The organism is Pseudomonas sp. NFX224 (genome assembly GCF_048565165.1).
Lineage (GTDB): Bacteria > Pseudomonadota > Gammaproteobacteria > Pseudomonadales > Pseudomonadaceae > Aquipseudomonas.
Genome location: NZ_CP183416.1, coordinates 744,993 through 758,998 on the forward strand (window position 1 = coordinate 744,993; position 14,006 = coordinate 758,998).

13 protein-coding genes and 1 pseudogene are annotated in these 14,006 nt (G+C 61.2%); 10 read left to right on the forward strand and 4 right to left on the reverse strand.

All coding sequences use genetic code 11. The annotated features are described in order from the left end of the window. The first annotated feature begins 24 nt into the window (after nt 1-24). On the forward strand, nt 25-735 hold the full coding sequence (locus ACNYC6_RS03205) for an AraC family transcriptional regulator (protein ID WP_419711047.1): 711 nt from the start codon (nt 25-27) through the stop codon (nt 733-735). Nucleotides 736-765: 30 nt separating this feature from the next. Here the strand turns inward: ACNYC6_RS03205 and ACNYC6_RS03210 are convergent, their stop codons facing one another. After that, nucleotides 766-2,199 (reverse strand): mechanosensitive ion channel family protein, encoded by a 1,434-nt coding sequence (locus ACNYC6_RS03210; protein ID WP_419711048.1) that lies wholly within the window; start codon nt 2,197-2,199, stop codon nt 766-768. A gap of 325 nt (nt 2,200-2,524) precedes the next feature. On the opposite strand from ACNYC6_RS03210, the gene ACNYC6_RS03215 reads away from it, so the two are divergent. The 3 genes from ACNYC6_RS03215 to ACNYC6_RS03225 all read left to right on the forward strand — a co-directional run bounded on the left by ACNYC6_RS03215 (nt 2,525) and on the right by ACNYC6_RS03225 (nt 5,130). Then, on the forward strand, nt 2,525-3,055 hold the full coding sequence (locus ACNYC6_RS03215; RefSeq protein WP_419711049.1) for a hypothetical protein: 531 nt from the start codon (nt 2,525-2,527) through the stop codon (nt 3,053-3,055). A gap of 158 nt (nt 3,056-3,213) precedes the next feature. Continuing rightward, a complete protein-coding gene (locus ACNYC6_RS03220; protein ID WP_419711050.1) occupies nt 3,214-3,588 on the forward strand; it encodes a response regulator transcription factor in 375 nt (124 codons plus the stop codon). Nucleotides 3,589-3,687: 99 nt separating this feature from the next. Beyond that, on the forward strand, nt 3,688-5,130 hold the full coding sequence (locus ACNYC6_RS03225; protein WP_419711051.1) for a catalase: 1,443 nt from the start codon (nt 3,688-3,690) through the stop codon (nt 5,128-5,130). A 134-nt stretch (nt 5,131-5,264) separates the two neighbouring features. On the opposite strand, the gene ACNYC6_RS03230 is transcribed toward ACNYC6_RS03225, so the two are convergent. After that, nucleotides 5,265-7,493 carry a TonB-dependent hemoglobin/transferrin/lactoferrin family receptor gene (locus ACNYC6_RS03230; RefSeq protein WP_419711052.1) on the reverse strand — a complete coding sequence of 743 codons (2,229 nt, stop codon included), beginning with the start codon at nt 7,491-7,493 and terminating at the stop codon, nt 5,265-5,267. Between the two features lie 236 nt (nt 7,494-7,729). On the opposite strand from ACNYC6_RS03230, the gene ACNYC6_RS03235 reads away from it, so the two are divergent. The 6 genes from ACNYC6_RS03235 to ACNYC6_RS03260 are packed head-to-tail and all read left to right on the forward strand — an operon-like array spanning nt 7,730 to nt 13,219. After that, nucleotides 7,730-8,494: a TonB family protein gene (locus ACNYC6_RS03235; RefSeq protein ID WP_419711053.1), complete on the forward strand. Its 765-nt coding sequence runs from the start codon at nt 7,730-7,732 to the stop codon at nt 8,492-8,494. Nucleotides 8,495-8,510: 16 nt separating this feature from the next. Next, nucleotides 8,511-9,581, forward strand: a complete 1,071-nt coding sequence (locus tag ACNYC6_RS03240) for a hemin-degrading factor (protein ID WP_419711054.1) — start codon at nt 8,511-8,513, stop codon at nt 9,579-9,581. Between the two features lie 12 nt (nt 9,582-9,593). Next, nucleotides 9,594-10,478: a heme/hemin ABC transporter substrate-binding protein gene (locus ACNYC6_RS03245; protein ID WP_419711055.1), complete on the forward strand. Its 885-nt coding sequence runs from the start codon at nt 9,594-9,596 to the stop codon at nt 10,476-10,478. 50 nt (nt 10,479-10,528) lie between these two features. Continuing rightward, nucleotides 10,529-11,512 (forward strand): FecCD family ABC transporter permease, encoded by a 984-nt coding sequence (locus ACNYC6_RS03250; RefSeq protein ID WP_419712904.1) that lies wholly within the window; start codon nt 10,529-10,531, stop codon nt 11,510-11,512. Next, complete coding sequence (locus tag ACNYC6_RS03255) at nt 11,512-12,279, forward strand: heme ABC transporter ATP-binding protein (protein WP_419711056.1); 768 nt, start codon at nt 11,512-11,514, stop codon at nt 12,277-12,279. Before ACNYC6_RS03250 ends, ACNYC6_RS03255 begins: the two co-directional genes overlap by 1 nt. A gap of 55 nt (nt 12,280-12,334) precedes the next feature. Continuing rightward, nucleotides 12,335-13,219 carry a ChaN family lipoprotein gene (locus tag ACNYC6_RS03260; protein ID WP_419711057.1) on the forward strand — a complete coding sequence of 295 codons (885 nt, stop codon included), beginning with the start codon at nt 12,335-12,337 and terminating at the stop codon, nt 13,217-13,219. 44 nt (nt 13,220-13,263) lie between these two features. On the opposite strand, the gene ACNYC6_RS03265 is transcribed toward ACNYC6_RS03260, so the two are convergent. Together ACNYC6_RS03265 and ACNYC6_RS03270 are read right to left on the reverse strand one after the other, a co-directional pair. Further along, complete coding sequence (locus tag ACNYC6_RS03265; RefSeq protein ID WP_419711058.1) at nt 13,264-13,653, reverse strand: c-type cytochrome; 390 nt, start codon at nt 13,651-13,653, stop codon at nt 13,264-13,266. A gap of 126 nt (nt 13,654-13,779) precedes the next feature. Beyond that, nucleotides 13,780-13,956 (reverse strand): annotated as a pseudogene (locus ACNYC6_RS03270) (short-chain dehydrogenase/reductase); the annotation flags it as partial. Nucleotides 13,957-14,006 lie beyond the last annotated feature (50 nt).

Here is a 14,006-nt window from a genome sequence, read left to right on the forward strand (position 1 = left end):
TCGCGGCGACATGGAGATCAAGCAGTGTCTATCGATGAAATGAACCACCGCTCTGAACACCAACACCCAGCGCAGGTGCAACCGCGCACCGTTATCTTCGTAGCGTATCCACAAATGGGCTTGCTCGATTTGACTGGCGCCCAGACCGTTTTCTGGGCGGCGACCCGCAGCCTGGGCGAACTCGGTTTGCCGGGTTATGACTTGCATACGGCCAGTCTGGACGGCGGATCAATCCGCACCGGCGAAGGTCTGGTGGTGGAAACCCAGCGCTTGGGTGAACTGGCCGATAGTCTGATTGATACGTTGATCGTTCCCGGCTCGCCACACATGCGCCAGGTCATGGCCGACAGTGCGCCGCTGGTGGACTGGCTGCGCGTCGCGGCAACCACGGCCAGGCGCACGACATCGGTGTGCAGCGGTTCGTTTTTCCTGGCCCGCGCCGGTTTGCTCGATGGCCTGCGTGTGGCGACTCACTGGCTGATGGCCGATCTGTTCGAGCGGATGTTCCCGCAGGTGGAGCTCGACCGCGAGGCGATTTTCGTTCAGCAGGGCTCGGTGTGGACCTCCGCCGGGGTCAGTGCCGGGATCGATCTGGCGCTAGCGATGGTCGAGGCCGACAACGGCCGTGAAGTGGCTATGCAGGTCGCCCGGCGCATGGTCGTGTACTACCGTCGCCCGGACAATCAGGAACAATGGAGCCCGCTGTTGCAGTCGCAATGCCCGGCCGGCGCCTGATCGACAGGCCTTGCGCAGGCAAGGCCTTGTTTACTTTCGTTGCAGCAGCCACTGCAGCAAACCGGTTTTCTTGACCTCCACCGCTTTTTGCATGACCAGGGTCTGACGGATTTCCTGGCGCTGATCCTGCAAATTACTCAGGGCGGTTTTCAATTCAGCAAGATGCTCCAACTGGCTGCCGAACAGGTTTTTCTCGATGCGGAACAGACGTCCGCTGGTGATGCTGCGGAACTCCCCTCGCGAAGGTTTATCGGCAAGAATGCCCTCCTCGCCCAAGACCTCACCCGGCCCCATGCGTCCGACCTCCACCAGCTTTTCGTCGTCATGAATCGCCACCGACACTACACCGGTGCTGATGATCATCAGGCAATCGGCAACCTCGCCGAATGCCAGTATCACCTCGTCGGCCTGATAGTCCACGGGGCTCATTTCATCGGCGAGGCGGTCACGCTCGTCATTGCTCAGCGAGCGAAATATCCGCACGTCCTCCAGTAACCGGCGCTGACGGTTCCAGTGCTGCTCGTCCTGACCGGGGCCCCAGCTGACACCTGCGGCTTCGAGGTGACGATGGGCCAGGTCGAACATCAGGTTGCAGACTTCATTTTTGCTTTTGGCCGAGGCGATGAAGCCCTTGAGTTCGTACTCGGTGTAATCCAGCTGCGAGGCTTTGACCGAGACTTTGGCCGTGCGCGCCGGCAATAGCGCACGGGTGCCGCGCAAGGTTTTTTCCAGGGCATCGATGGCCCGACGCGGGCGCACAGTGCTGGGCACGGCGATGATCACACTGACCCCGTGCACATCACCAGGCCGACTGAAGTTGATGATCCGCGCCTTGGCCGCCACCGAGTTGGGCACTACCGCAATGCCACCCATGTCGGTCATCAAGTGGGTCGAGCGCCAATCGATCTCGACCACTTTGCCCTGGGTGCCGTCGATGGAGATGCTGTCATCAAGTTGGTAAGGCTTGGTGGTGTTGAGCACGATGCCGGAAAACACATCGCTCAGGGTGCTTTGTAACGCCAGGCCGACAATGATCGCCATCGCTCCGGACGTCGCCAGCAAGCCCTTGACCGGCAACTGCAAAACGTAAGCGGCGGCACCGACAATGCCGATCAGGAAAATCAGGGCGCCCAGCAGGTCGTACAGCAAACGCGCGCTGTGACCGGCCCGGGACGTCAGGCCATAGCCAACGATGATGGTCACGGTCCGGGCCGCGAACAACCACCAGCCAATGCCCAGCACCGTGCCCATCAGGTTGAGGACCGCGTCGTCCGGCCACAGTGGCGGTTGCAACGGGCTGATGCCGGCCGAGGTCATGACCCAGCTGAACGCCACAAAAAAAACGATGCGAACGCACAGGCGCAGGTTGTGTCGCGACGCGCCGATCAGTTGCCAGAGCGCCAGGTCGATCACGACCAGGATGACACCGCAGATCAAGGGATGAGTTTGCAGGAACGTGAACATGAACGATTTCTCCACTGCCCTTTTCAGCAGTCAGGATCCTGCGGGTAATTGCCGTCAAAAACAGAGTAGCGCCGATGGGAGAAAACACCGTGAAGCTGGCGGCCAGCCTCGTGCACCTGATTGATCCGGCACTGTAAGTTGCCCGAATGCGCCAGGCACTCCTACCTCAGTGCTAACCGCTCATACCCAGGTATAACGAGGCTGACCCCATGTGCTAGCGCACTGTCTTGAGGTAGGAGTGTTATCCCGTCCCCGGCGATTTACGCTGGTCACCTCGAATGAATCAACTCATCGCGCCGATGCGCTGGCCCTGGGGACGGTTGTCATGAACGCACTGCAAAAGCTGTACATCGTCAGTCATCCGATGCGCATCAGTCGTTATGGTGCGCACACGTCCCTGTCCATCGCCGAGCGCGTGGAGATCATCGACGCATTGACGCAGACGCTGAGCACCACCCTAGGCATTCTCTCGCAACTCAAACGGGGTCAGCAGAAACTGCACAACGTCAGCTTCCTGCCGGTCCAACAGCTGTTCCACCGGCTGGTGCGCACCAATACCGACTATGCCGAATTCCTCGTCGCCGGCATCACTGACCTGGGCGGATATGCCGAAAGCGCGACGCTCTACACCCTGAATGACACACATGAGCCACAGTGTTTTGCCGATTGCCTGACAGGCATTTGTCAGGGAACGCGTCGCCTGCGGGCTTTCGATGCCTTGCTGCAGGATTACCGAGAATGCGCCATCGCCAACAAGGACAACGCCAGCAAACGTTTTTTCGAAGAATGCACGCGCCACACCACGAATTTTCTGGCGTTGATGGAGGACAACCTGACCCACGAACAACCATGGTGAAGGCTCTGCTTCAAGACTTGATATTGATAATCCGTCGCAACTAACGCGAAAAACCAACCAAACATACCCAAGTATACTATTCCGCTTTTTTGGAGCGCGTATCTTGCAAGTATGGCGGGCGCCACTTAGCGCCACTCGCAATGACGCAAGGTTTCTACATGTTCAACTCAGCTATTATTTCAGTTGTTGACGATGACGAACTTATTTTGGTCTCACTGGACAGTTTATTGCGCTCTTACGGCTACACGGTAATGACCTACAACAGTGCCTTTGCGTTTCTTGATTCCTGCGGACCAGAACAGACCAACTGCCTGATCTCGGACATACAGATGCCCGGCATGTGCGGGGTAAAGATGTACGAAGCGCTGGCGGCCAGGAATACCCATATCCCCACGCTGTTCATTACCGGCAAACCGGGGCTGCCGCCGCAGTTCAGTGCCCGTGTGCGAAAGCCTGAAGGTTACTTCTCCAAGCCTTTTAATACCGAGGCGCTGCTGGCGTGCGTAGAACGCGCCTTGAAACGTCGGGCTTGATATGGATTAAAACAAATTACCTTTTCTTTATCCGTTGTCGATTAGTTAAGACTTTCACTCTCCCCTTCAACTAAAACATTAACTTAAAGAAGCCTAGCCATGCCCAAAAACAAACTGACTTCGATCAATGGCGCCCCCGTCGTCGACAACTTCAATATCCAGACCGCCGGCCCTCGTGGCCCGGCGCTGCTACAGGATGTCTGGCTGCTGGAAAAACTCGCTCACTTCGACCGCGAAGTCATTCCCGAGCGGCGCATGCATGCCAAAGGTTCTGGCGCCTACGGCACCTTCACCGTGACCCACGATGTGACGCGCTACACCAAGGCCCGCCTGTTCTCGGAGGTGGGCAAGCAAACGCCGATCTTCACCCGTTTCTCCACCGTTGCCGGCGAGCGCGGCGCGGCCGATGCCGAGCGCGACATCCGCGGTTTCGCCCTGAAGTTCTACACTGAGCAAGGTAACTGGGATTTGGTGGGCAACAACACCCCGGTGTTTTTCTTTCGCGATCCATTGCGTTTCCCGGACCTCAACCACGCGGTCAAACGCGACCCGCGTACCGGCATGCGCAACGCGCAAAGCAACTGGGATTTCTGGACATCGCTGCCCGAAGCCTTGCATCAGGTGACTATCGTCATGAGCCAGCGCGGCGTTCCGCGCAGCTACCGGCACATGCACGGTTTCGGCAGCCACACCTTCAGCCTGATCAATGCCAACAACGAGCGACACTGGGTCAAGTTCACCTTCAAGAGCCAGCAAGGCGTGCAAAACCTCAGCGATGAGCAAGCGCAAAACCTCATTGGCCGTGACCGGGAAAGTCATCATCGGGATCTGTTCGACAGCATCGAAGCGGGCGACTTTCCGCGTTGGACGTTCTACATCCAGGTCATGACCGAGGACCAGGCCCATGACCACGGGGTCAACCCGTTCGACCTGACCAAGGTCTGGCCGCACAAGGATTACCCGTTGATGGAAGTGGGTTATTTCGAACTCAACCGCAACCCGGAAAACGTCTTCGCCGAAGTCGAGCAAGCGGCATTCTCACCATCGAACGTCGTGCCCGGTATTGGTTTCTCACCGGACCGGATGCTGCAAGCACGCTTGTTTGCCTATGGCGACGCGGCGCGTTATCGCCTCGGCGTCAACCATCACCAGATCCCGGTCAACGCCGCCCGCTGCCCGGTGCACAGCTTCCATCGCGACGGCGCCATGCGCGTGGATGGTAACTACGGTGGCCAGTTGGCGTATGTGCCCAACAGCGATGACCAATGGGCCGACCAACCGGACTGGCGTGAGCCGCCGCTGAAGATTTCCGGCGCTGCCGGGCATTGGGATCATCGTGTGGATGAGGACCACTTCGAACAGCCGGGCAACCTGTTCCGCCTGATGTCGGAACCGGAGAAGCAGGCGCTGTTTGAAAACACCGCACGTTCGCTCAGTGGCGTGTCGCAGCAAGTGCAGCAGCGACATATCGCTCACTGCACCCAGGCTGATCCGTTTTATGGGGCTGGGGTTTCCAGGGCGTTGGCCGAACTCGGCCGGTAAACCCAAGACACTGTAGGAGCGAGTTTGCTCGCGATAGCAGAGTGTCAGGCACCATCTGGCGACTGATAGACCGCTATCGCGAGCAGACTCGCTACAGGGTTCGTTGCTTCATTTCAGGACGCGCTGAGCACCCATCAAATTTCCCAGATCAGGTTGACCGCCGTGTAACGCCCTGGCTGAGTCAAGCGACCGAGGCCAGCAGCGTCAGTATCGCGGCCCTGCACATCGCTCCAGTTCCAGTATTTTTTGTCGGTCAGGTTGAACAACCCGGCGTTGACCGAGAATTGCTCGGACACCTGCCACCAGGCATTGAGGTCGAGTACGCCGTAGCCCGGGGTTTCGAACTGGCGGTTGATCAGCAACTCGGCATCGCCGGTGTGATCGACGCGGTCCTTGGCCTGCACCACGGTCCAGGTCAACTGGCCGCCATAGACGCCACTCGGCGCATCGTAGCCCAGGCCCAGCACGGCCTTGAGCGGATCGACGCTGTTCAGCGCTTCGCCGTTTTCTTCATTTTTTCCACGGGCGTAGGCAATGGAACCGAGGGCACGGGTGCCCGCCGGCATGAACGCGTCAAGCTTGATGTCACCCTTGGCTTCGGCGCCGCGGATGTTGACCTTGCCGATGTTGCGTGGCTGGAAGGTCAGCAGGTTGGTGCCGTTCGGGTCGGCCACGGTGTCGGTGTCGATGAAGTCGTTGTACTTGTTGTAGAACAGCGCGATGCCGAAGCTGCCCAGGTCATAGCGACCGCGCAGGCCGAATTCGAAGCTGTCGCTGGTTTCCGGTTTCAGGTCGGGGTTGCCGATCTGCTGGTAGCCGAATTGCGGGTTGCTGAATTCGCCGTACATGTTGATCGGGCTTGGTGCGCGGAAACCGGCGGCGTATTGGCCGTACAGGCTTTCGTGTTCGGTCAGCTGATAGGTCACGCCGAATTTCGGTGAGATGTGATCGTCAGTGATGCGCGATGGATCGTTTTCCGCCGGCAGACCATTGAGGTATTCGTCGGTGACGTGCGGCGTCTGGCGGTAATAGTCGTAGCGCAGGCCGGGCAACAGGGTCCAGCGACCGATTTCAATGCTGTCCTGCACGAACAGACCCAGGGATTCGCTGGTTGGATCCGGGAAGTCGCTGACCGGGAAATTCTCTGTCGCCGGCACAGTCGCGCCGGTGTCCAGACGCACTTCTTTACCAGTACGCAGGTTGCTCGCCTCGATGCGTTTGACTTCAGCACCGTAGATCAAGTGGTGCCGGGTATCTGCGATGGCGAATTCCTTATCAAGCTGGGTGTTCAGGCTCCACAGGCGCTCGTCGTAGGTCGATTGACGCGTGCGCACACGGTTGACCCGCGCAGTGGTCTGACGCTGCTGGAGAGTATTCTGGTCGTTGCTGCTTTCCTGGTAGTTCAACTGCCATTGCAGTTTGTCGGCGATCGCACTGTCCAGGCTCAGGGTGTGCGCCAGGCTGTAGCGGGTGCGGTCGATGCTGTCTTCGGCACTGGAACCGAGAATGGCCGGGCTGGTGACGGTGGCGCGGGTCACCACGTCGCTGAGCAGGTTGCTATTGGCGTCGTCCTGATAGTTCTCGTAGGTGAACTGCAGACGATCGCCGTCGGCGTAGTCCCAACCCAGTTTGGCCAGCAGGTTCTTGGTGGTGTAGTCGAGCGGGTTGGCTTCTTCGCGGGATGCGCCGACGCCGCCGTTGCCGCCCCAGGTATCGGTGGATTGACCATCGCGACGACCCAGGTGCAACAGGCCATCGACCGACCCTTCACGCGCGGCGAACGTAGCGCTGCGCTGCCAGCTGTCATCGCTGCCGTCATAGCCGGTCTTGAACCGGGCGTACGTGTCGTCGCCCTCTTCCAGGTAATCGCCGGCATCCTTGGTCAGGTAGCTGACCGCGCCACCGATGGCATCGCTGCCATACAGCGAAGACGCCGGGCCGCGGATGATTTCCACCTGTTTGATGGTGTCGAGGTCGACGTAGTTGCTGCGTACGTCCTGGAACGGACTGAAGAAGTTGCTTTGCGGCACGCGCACGCCGTCAACCTGGGTCAGTACGCGGTTGCCGTCGATGCCGCGGATGTTCGCGCCGGTCGCGCCGAAACGACTGCCGGTGCCGCCCACCGAAACGCCCGGCTCATAGCGCACCAGGTCCTTGAGATCCTTGTCGTTGTGCTGATCGATTTCCCGTTCGGTGTGGACCGACACCGTGCTCGGCACCTGCAGCAGGGTTTGCTCGGTGCGGGTGGCAGTCACGCTGACGGTGTCGAACTGGGTAACGGTTTCTGCGGCCAGGGCCAACGATGGCGAAAGCAACAGCAAGGACAGCCAGGGACGCTTGGCAAATGGCGGGCGGATGGACATCTAGCTCACTCCTGATGGTCGGACAGCCGTTACTTTGCAAGGCTTCGGGCGCAGCCTTTGCCAGCGGTGGTGTCCGGCATGTGTTTGATTTTGTTATGAGCAGAGCGTCGGAGACCCTTCTGTGAAGGTCTTGAACCAAACGCTTGCTTGGCAGCGGGAGGCGAAGATAAACGAGCTTGACACGTAAATGCAAATTATTATCATGTGCATTCTTTATAAAAATAGAACGACCGTGCATGAAGCACTTTTGGGGATATCTGCTGCTGTCCGTCGCGCTGCACGTCAGCGTGGGCTGGCTATTGCGCGAGCTTCGGGCTGAGCCTGAACCGCTGGCCTGGCAGCCGCCGATGGCGATTCAACTGGTCAGTCTTGAACCGGTGGCGCAGGCCATTCCAGCACCGGGTGCCCGTCCTCAATCGGTACCCCATCCGGTCACTCCACCATCGCCGCCCAAGCCAGTCGTGCCAGCAAAAGCCGAGCCCGCGCCGAGCAAGCCATCGCCGGTCACGCTACCGTCCGCCATCGTCAATGCCGCGTCGCCGGCAATGCCAAAACCACCGTCACCGCCCCGCGCCGCCCCCCGTCCGGTCAAGCCAGCGAGCGCGCCGGCTCCCACGCCGCAAGTCGCCAGTCAATCGACGGCGGCGCCAGCGCCGGCAAAATCCGTCGCCTTGCCATCCGCCGTGATTAATCCGGCACCACCGCTCACCCCTGTCGTAAGCCTGCGCCCCAGCTTCGTCACCCCGCCGCCAGCGCCGCGTTATCCGAATACGGCCCGACGTCGCAACCAGCAAGGCGTCGTGCGGGTCGAGGTGCACCTGGACGAAAGCGGCCAGCAGCTCAAGTGCGTGTTGATTCGCTCCTCGGGTGTCGAGAGCCTCGATCAGGCCGCGCTCGAAGCCGTCACCCAATGGCGTTTTCGCCCCGAAATTGTCGACGGCCGGGCCGTGCCCAGTCGCGTGGAAATACCAATAGAATTCGCCCTCACGGCGAACCGATGACCCTGAAGGAGTTCACATGACCGCTCAATCCACTGCCCTGTCCGGCGCCCCGGTGCTGTACCAGAACTGGCAACAGCTGCGTGCCGAGCAATCGGGCCTGCGCGCCCGCGATGCCGCCGCCAGACTGGGTGTCAGCGAGGCCGAGCTGACCGCCAGCCGCCTGGGCACCGACGCCGTGCGCCTGCGCGCGGAGTGGGCGGCGCTGCTGCCGGCCCTCGGCGAACTGGGCTACATCATGGCGCTGACCCGCAATGAACATTGCGTGCACGAGCGCAAAGGTCTGTACGCCGAAGTGACGGTGATGGGCAGCGGTCAAATGGGCATGGTGTTGTCGCCGGACATCGACCTGCGCCTGTTCCTCAGCGGCTGGGCCAGCGCGTTTGCCATCGACGAAACCACCGCCCGTGGCCCGCAGCGCAGCATTCAGGTGTTCGACCGCCAAGGCGTGGCGGTGCACAAGGTGTTCCTCACCGCTACCAGCGAAGAAGCGGCGTGGGCACCATTGATCGAGCGTTTCCGCGCCGAAGAACAGAGCGCCGAACTGGACCTGCAACCGTTGGCAGCCGCCAAGGCCCCGCGTGCCGATGCCGAAGTGGATGTCGCCGCCCTGCGCAGCGAATGGTCGCAACTCAAGGACACTCACGACTTCTTCGCCCTGCTCAAGCGCAACGACGTCGCACGAACCCAGGCCCTGCGCCTGGCCGGTCACGAATGGGCCGAACCATTGGCCACCGTTGAACTGACCAACGTCATCGAAAACGCCGGCAAAGGTGAAGTGCCAATCATGGTGTTCGTCGGCAACAAGCACTGCATCCAGATCCACTCTGGCCCTGTCAGCAACCTGCGCTGGATGGACACCTGGTTCAACGTGCTCGATCCGCATTTCAACCTGCACCTCAAGACTACCGGCGTGACTGAACTATGGCGTGTGCGCAAGCCGAGCGTCGATGGCATCATCACCAGCTACGAAGGTTTCGATGCCGAGGGTGAACTGGTCATCCAGCTGTTTGGCGTGCGCAAGCCAGGCATCCCGGAGCGTAACGACTGGCGTGCCCTGGCCGAAACTTCCACCGTCCTGATCGACTAAGGAAAAGTCCTGATGCGTATCAAAACACTGCTGGCCTGCGCCGGCGTACTCCTGAGCCAGATCGCCGTCGCCGACGCCCTGCCCCAGCGTTGGGTCAGCGCCGGTGGCGCGTTCAGCGAATGGGTGGTTGCCCTCGGCGGCGAGAGCAAACTGGTGGGTGTCGATAGCACCAGCCAGTTCCCGCGCTCGCTGCACAGCCTGCCGGGCATCGGCTACCAGCGAGCGCTGGCGGCCGAAGGCATTCTGGCGCTGAAGCCGGACATTCTGGTGGGCAGCGCGGAGATGGGCCCGCCACCAGTGTTGGCACAACTCAAGGCTGCCGGGGTGCGCATCGAATTGCTCTCGGCCAAGCCCGATGTGCCATCGCTGCAACACAACCTGACGGAACTCGGACAACTGCTGAACAAATCGAGTGAAGCACAGGCGTTGATGGCCGCTTATCAGCAGCGTCTGGAAAATCAGGCGGCGTGGGTCAAACAGGCGCGGCAGCAAAACCCTGTCCCTCGGGTGTTGATGCTGCTCAGCCACGCCGGTGGCAATCTTCAAGCGGCCGGCAAAGACACGCTGGCTGCCTGGATGATCGATCAGGCCGGTGGCAAAAACCTCACCGAACATAACGGCTACAAACCGGTTTCCAACGAAGCAATGCTGGCTCTGGACCCTCAGGTGATCATCTTCGCGGGCGGTAAGCTCGAAGGCGATACTGCACGGGCGGCCCTGCTTGAGCAGAATCCGATCCTGACGCAAACTCAGGCCGGGCGCGATGGCCGGGTGCTGGTGATTGACCCGACGTTGCTGGTCGGCGGTCTCGGTCCACGGGTGCCGGATGCCTTGAGCACGCTGGCGAAGGCGTTCTATCCGTCGTCGCCGCTGCAGACTGCCGAGAGCCACCCATGACGGCTATCGTTCGGCCACGGCCGATGCTGATTACCCTGGGTCTGTTGTTGGTGTTGGTGTTCTGGCTGTCCCTGGCCCTCGGGCCGGTCAGCCTGCCGCTGGGCGATACCTTGCTGGCCGGGTTGCGCTTGCTCGGGATGCCCGTTGACGGTGGCGACACGCAACAGGCGGAACTGATCCTCGGTCAGATCCGCTTGCCGCGCAGCTTGCTCGGCATCGCGGTCGGTTCGGTACTGGCTCTCTCGGGCGTGGCGATGCAGGGGTTGTTTCGCAACCCGTTGGCAGACCCGGGGCTGGTCGGCGTATCCGGTGGCGCGGCACTCGGCGCGGCTTTCGCCATCGTCGGCGGCAGCATGCTGGGCGGTTTGCCGCCGGCCATCGAGCCGTATCTGCTGTCGGTGTGCGCCTTCGCGGGTGGCTTGATCGTTACGGCGGTGGTGTATCGCTTCGGTCGTAGCAACGGCCAGACCAACGTCGCCACCATGTTGCTGGCCGGCGTGGCAATGACGGCCATGGCCGGTGCCGGGGTCGGTTTGTTCACCTACCTGGCTGACGACGCCACGTTGCGCACCCTGACGTTCTGGAACCTGGGCAGCCTCAACGGCGCCAGCTACCCGCGCCTGTGGCCATTGCTGATTGTGGCGGTGGGCGTGGCGTTGTGGTTGCCGCGTCGCGCGGCGGCGTTGAATGCGATGCTGTTGGGCGAATCGGAAGCGCGTCACCTGGGTTTTAACGTCGAGCGGATCAAACTCGAACTGGTGTTGTGCACGGCGCTGGGCGTTGGTGCCGCCGTAGCGGCGGCGGGCCTGATCGGCTTCATCGGTCTGGTGGTGCCGCACCTGATGCGCCTGCTGGTCGGTCCGGATCATCGGGTGCTGTTGCCGGCGTCGTTGCTCGCCGGGGCCAGCCTGTTGCTGCTGGCCGATCTGATTGCCCGCCTGTTGCTGGCGCCGGCCGAGTTGCCGATCGGCATCGTCACCGCACTCATCGGTGCACCCTTCTTCCTTTATCTGCTGGTGCGAGGGCGTTCCTGATGCTGCGGGCAAACAACTTGCTGGTGCGGCGCGGCAGTCGCACCGTGCTGGCCGACATCGATATCGAGTTGCGTCCGGGTGAAGTCCTTGGCGTGCTGGGGCCTAACGGCGCCGGTAAAAGCACGCTGCTCGCCGCCCTGTGCGATGAGCTGCCGATCAGCGAAGGCACGGTCAGCCTCGACGAGCGCAAGCTCGCGGACTGGCCCGGCCAGGAGCGGGCCAAACGCCTGGCGGTTCTGCCACAGAGTTCGAGCTTGAACTTCGCCTTCTCGGTCAATGAAGTGGTGGGCATGGGCCGTTTGCCCCATGCCAGCGGCCGCGTGCGCGATGCCGAAATCGTCGCCGAAGCGCTGAGTGCCGCCGACGCCTTGCACCTGGCCGGACGCAGTTATCTGGCCTTGTCCGGTGGCGAGCGCCAGCGCGTGCACCTTGCACGGGTCCTTGCGCAACTGTGGCCGGGCGCCGAGGGGCAGATCCTGCTGCTCGACGAGCCGACGTCGATGCTCGATCCGCTGCACCAGCACACCATTCTGCAAGCGGTGCGCGACTTCGCCGGGCGCGGTGCGGCGGTGCTGGTGATCCTGCACGACCTCAACCTGGCGGCGCGTTATTGCGATCAGTTGCTGCTGTTGCAGGACGGTCGCCCCCACGCCTACGGCCCACCAGATGAAGTCCTGACCGCTGAAGCACTGGAAGCGGTGTATGGGCTGCAAGTGTTGATTCACCAACATCCGGAACGTGGCCACCCATTGATTATCGCGCGCTGATACTCCCCCCTCCCGCCGTTGCGAACGAGGGGGCAATTTCTAATAAGGAAAACCGATGCGCCTTCTGCTGTTATGCCTGGTCAGCCTGTTGGCGGCCTGCCAATCCCATTACGTCGCACCGCCACCGGCGCCGATTGCTCCGCAAGGTCGCGATCACGCGGATCTCGGGATGATCCGCGAGCTCGCCACCGGCCGCACCCTCACCCCGCAAGAGCTGGTCGAGCGCCTGGCTGTCGCGCCACGGGTACTGGTTGGCGAACAACACGACAATCCTGATCACCATGCCTTGCAACTGTGGCTGCTGCGCCAACTGGCAGCACAACGTCCACAAGGCAGCCTGCTGATGGAAATGCTCAACCCCGACCAACAGGCGAAAGTTGACGCGGCGCAGGCCGCCACCCGTGCCGGTCAACCGCCGGCCGATCCTTATCAGGCGCTGTCCTGGCAGGCCAATTGGGATTGGGGCGTCTACGGTGCGATTGTCACCTACGCCCTGCGCCAACCCTACCCGCTGCTGTCGGCCAACCTCGATCGGTCGCAGATCATGCAGATTTACAAACAGCGTCCGACGCTCACCGGCGAAGCCTCCACCACGCAACAGGTGCAAGCGACTTTGCTGGAAGACATCCGCGAATCCCATTGCGGCCTACTGCCTGACTCGCAGATGCCAGCGATGCTCGCCGTGCAGCAACAGCGCGACCGGCGCATGGCCGAGCGCTTGATGGCAGCACCGACACCGGCCGTACTACTGGCCGGGGCGTTCCATGTGCGCAAGGATCTGGGCGTGCCGCTGCACCTGAAAGACCTCGGTGCTGGCGAGGGTAACGCGGTGCTGGTGCTGGCCGAAACGGGCAAGACCGTGACCGCCGACAGCGCGGATTACGTGTGGTACACCGCCGCACAACCGGAACAGGATCACTGCGCGAAATTGCGTCGTTAAAAAGCAAAAGATCGCAGCCTGCGGCAGGCTGCGATCCTTTGATCTCAAGGCGACTGAAAGGTCTGCAAATACGCCAGCAAATCATCGATCTTTTCCTGATCGCTGATCCCCCAGAAAATCATCCGCGTCCCCGACACCACGGCCTTCGGATCCTCGATATACGCGGCAAGCTTTTCCCGGGTCCAGACGACCCCCGATGACTTCATCGCATCGGAGTACTGATAATCCGTGGTACTCCCGGCGACACGCCCGATCACATTGTTGAGCTGCGGACCAAAAAACGGCCGCGCCCCTTCCCCGACCTGATGGCAACCTCCGCAGACCCGCTTGAACAGTTTCCCGCCCGCCTCGGCATCGCCAGCGGCGAAAGCGTGTGTGCCGAACATGCCTGCAACGAGGCTCAGTACGAGCGTCATCACGACCGTTTTGTTCATTCCCATGGCTCCAGATCAGGCATTGCCTACAGCAAAAAATGGCGGGTATTCGATCACAACCCGCCCCCAAACCAAAGCCTTTGAAATGCGCAATGTCGACCATACCGAAGTATGAATGCCTGACACCTAGATGAAGTCATTAGACAGCGCCAGTTCATTCCACTCGGCCAGCTCTTCGGCGACGAAGCGGTTTTTCGCTTCGATGCGCGCGATGGTATCGCTGCCCAGCGCCAGTCGCTGTGGTGGTTTCGGCGCACTGACCAGGGCGAACATCGCCTCGGCAAATTTCACCGGATCACCTGGCGCACGTGATGGCCGACTGGATCACGCCAGTGGCGTGCTGACGGTAACGC

What these genes read in the sequence shown, in the direction of transcription:
- ACNYC6_RS03210 (WP_419711048.1), bottom strand. Translation starts at nt 2,199, where the DNA reads ATGTTCACGTTCCTGCAAACTCATCCCTTGATCTGCGGTGTCATCCTG.
- ACNYC6_RS03215 (WP_419711049.1), top strand. Translation starts at nt 2,525, where the DNA reads ATGAACGCACTGCAAAAGCTGTACATCGTCAGTCATCCGATGCGCATC.
- ACNYC6_RS03220 (WP_419711050.1), top strand. Translation starts at nt 3,214, where the DNA reads ATGTTCAACTCAGCTATTATTTCAGTTGTTGACGATGACGAACTTATT.
- ACNYC6_RS03225 (WP_419711051.1), top strand. Translation starts at nt 3,688, where the DNA reads ATGCCCAAAAACAAACTGACTTCGATCAATGGCGCCCCCGTCGTCGAC.
- ACNYC6_RS03230 (WP_419711052.1), bottom strand. Translation starts at nt 7,493, where the DNA reads ATGTCCATCCGCCCGCCATTTGCCAAGCGTCCCTGGCTGTCCTTGCTG.
- ACNYC6_RS03235 (WP_419711053.1), top strand. Translation starts at nt 7,730, where the DNA reads ATGAAGCACTTTTGGGGATATCTGCTGCTGTCCGTCGCGCTGCACGTC.
- ACNYC6_RS03240 (WP_419711054.1), top strand. Translation starts at nt 8,511, where the DNA reads ATGACCGCTCAATCCACTGCCCTGTCCGGCGCCCCGGTGCTGTACCAG.
- ACNYC6_RS03245 (WP_419711055.1), top strand. Translation starts at nt 9,594, where the DNA reads ATGCGTATCAAAACACTGCTGGCCTGCGCCGGCGTACTCCTGAGCCAG.
- ACNYC6_RS03255 (WP_419711056.1), top strand. Translation starts at nt 11,512, where the DNA reads ATGCTGCGGGCAAACAACTTGCTGGTGCGGCGCGGCAGTCGCACCGTG.
- ACNYC6_RS03260 (WP_419711057.1), top strand. Translation starts at nt 12,335, where the DNA reads ATGCGCCTTCTGCTGTTATGCCTGGTCAGCCTGTTGGCGGCCTGCCAA.
- ACNYC6_RS03265 (WP_419711058.1), bottom strand. Translation starts at nt 13,653, where the DNA reads ATGAACAAAACGGTCGTGATGACGCTCGTACTGAGCCTCGTTGCAGGC.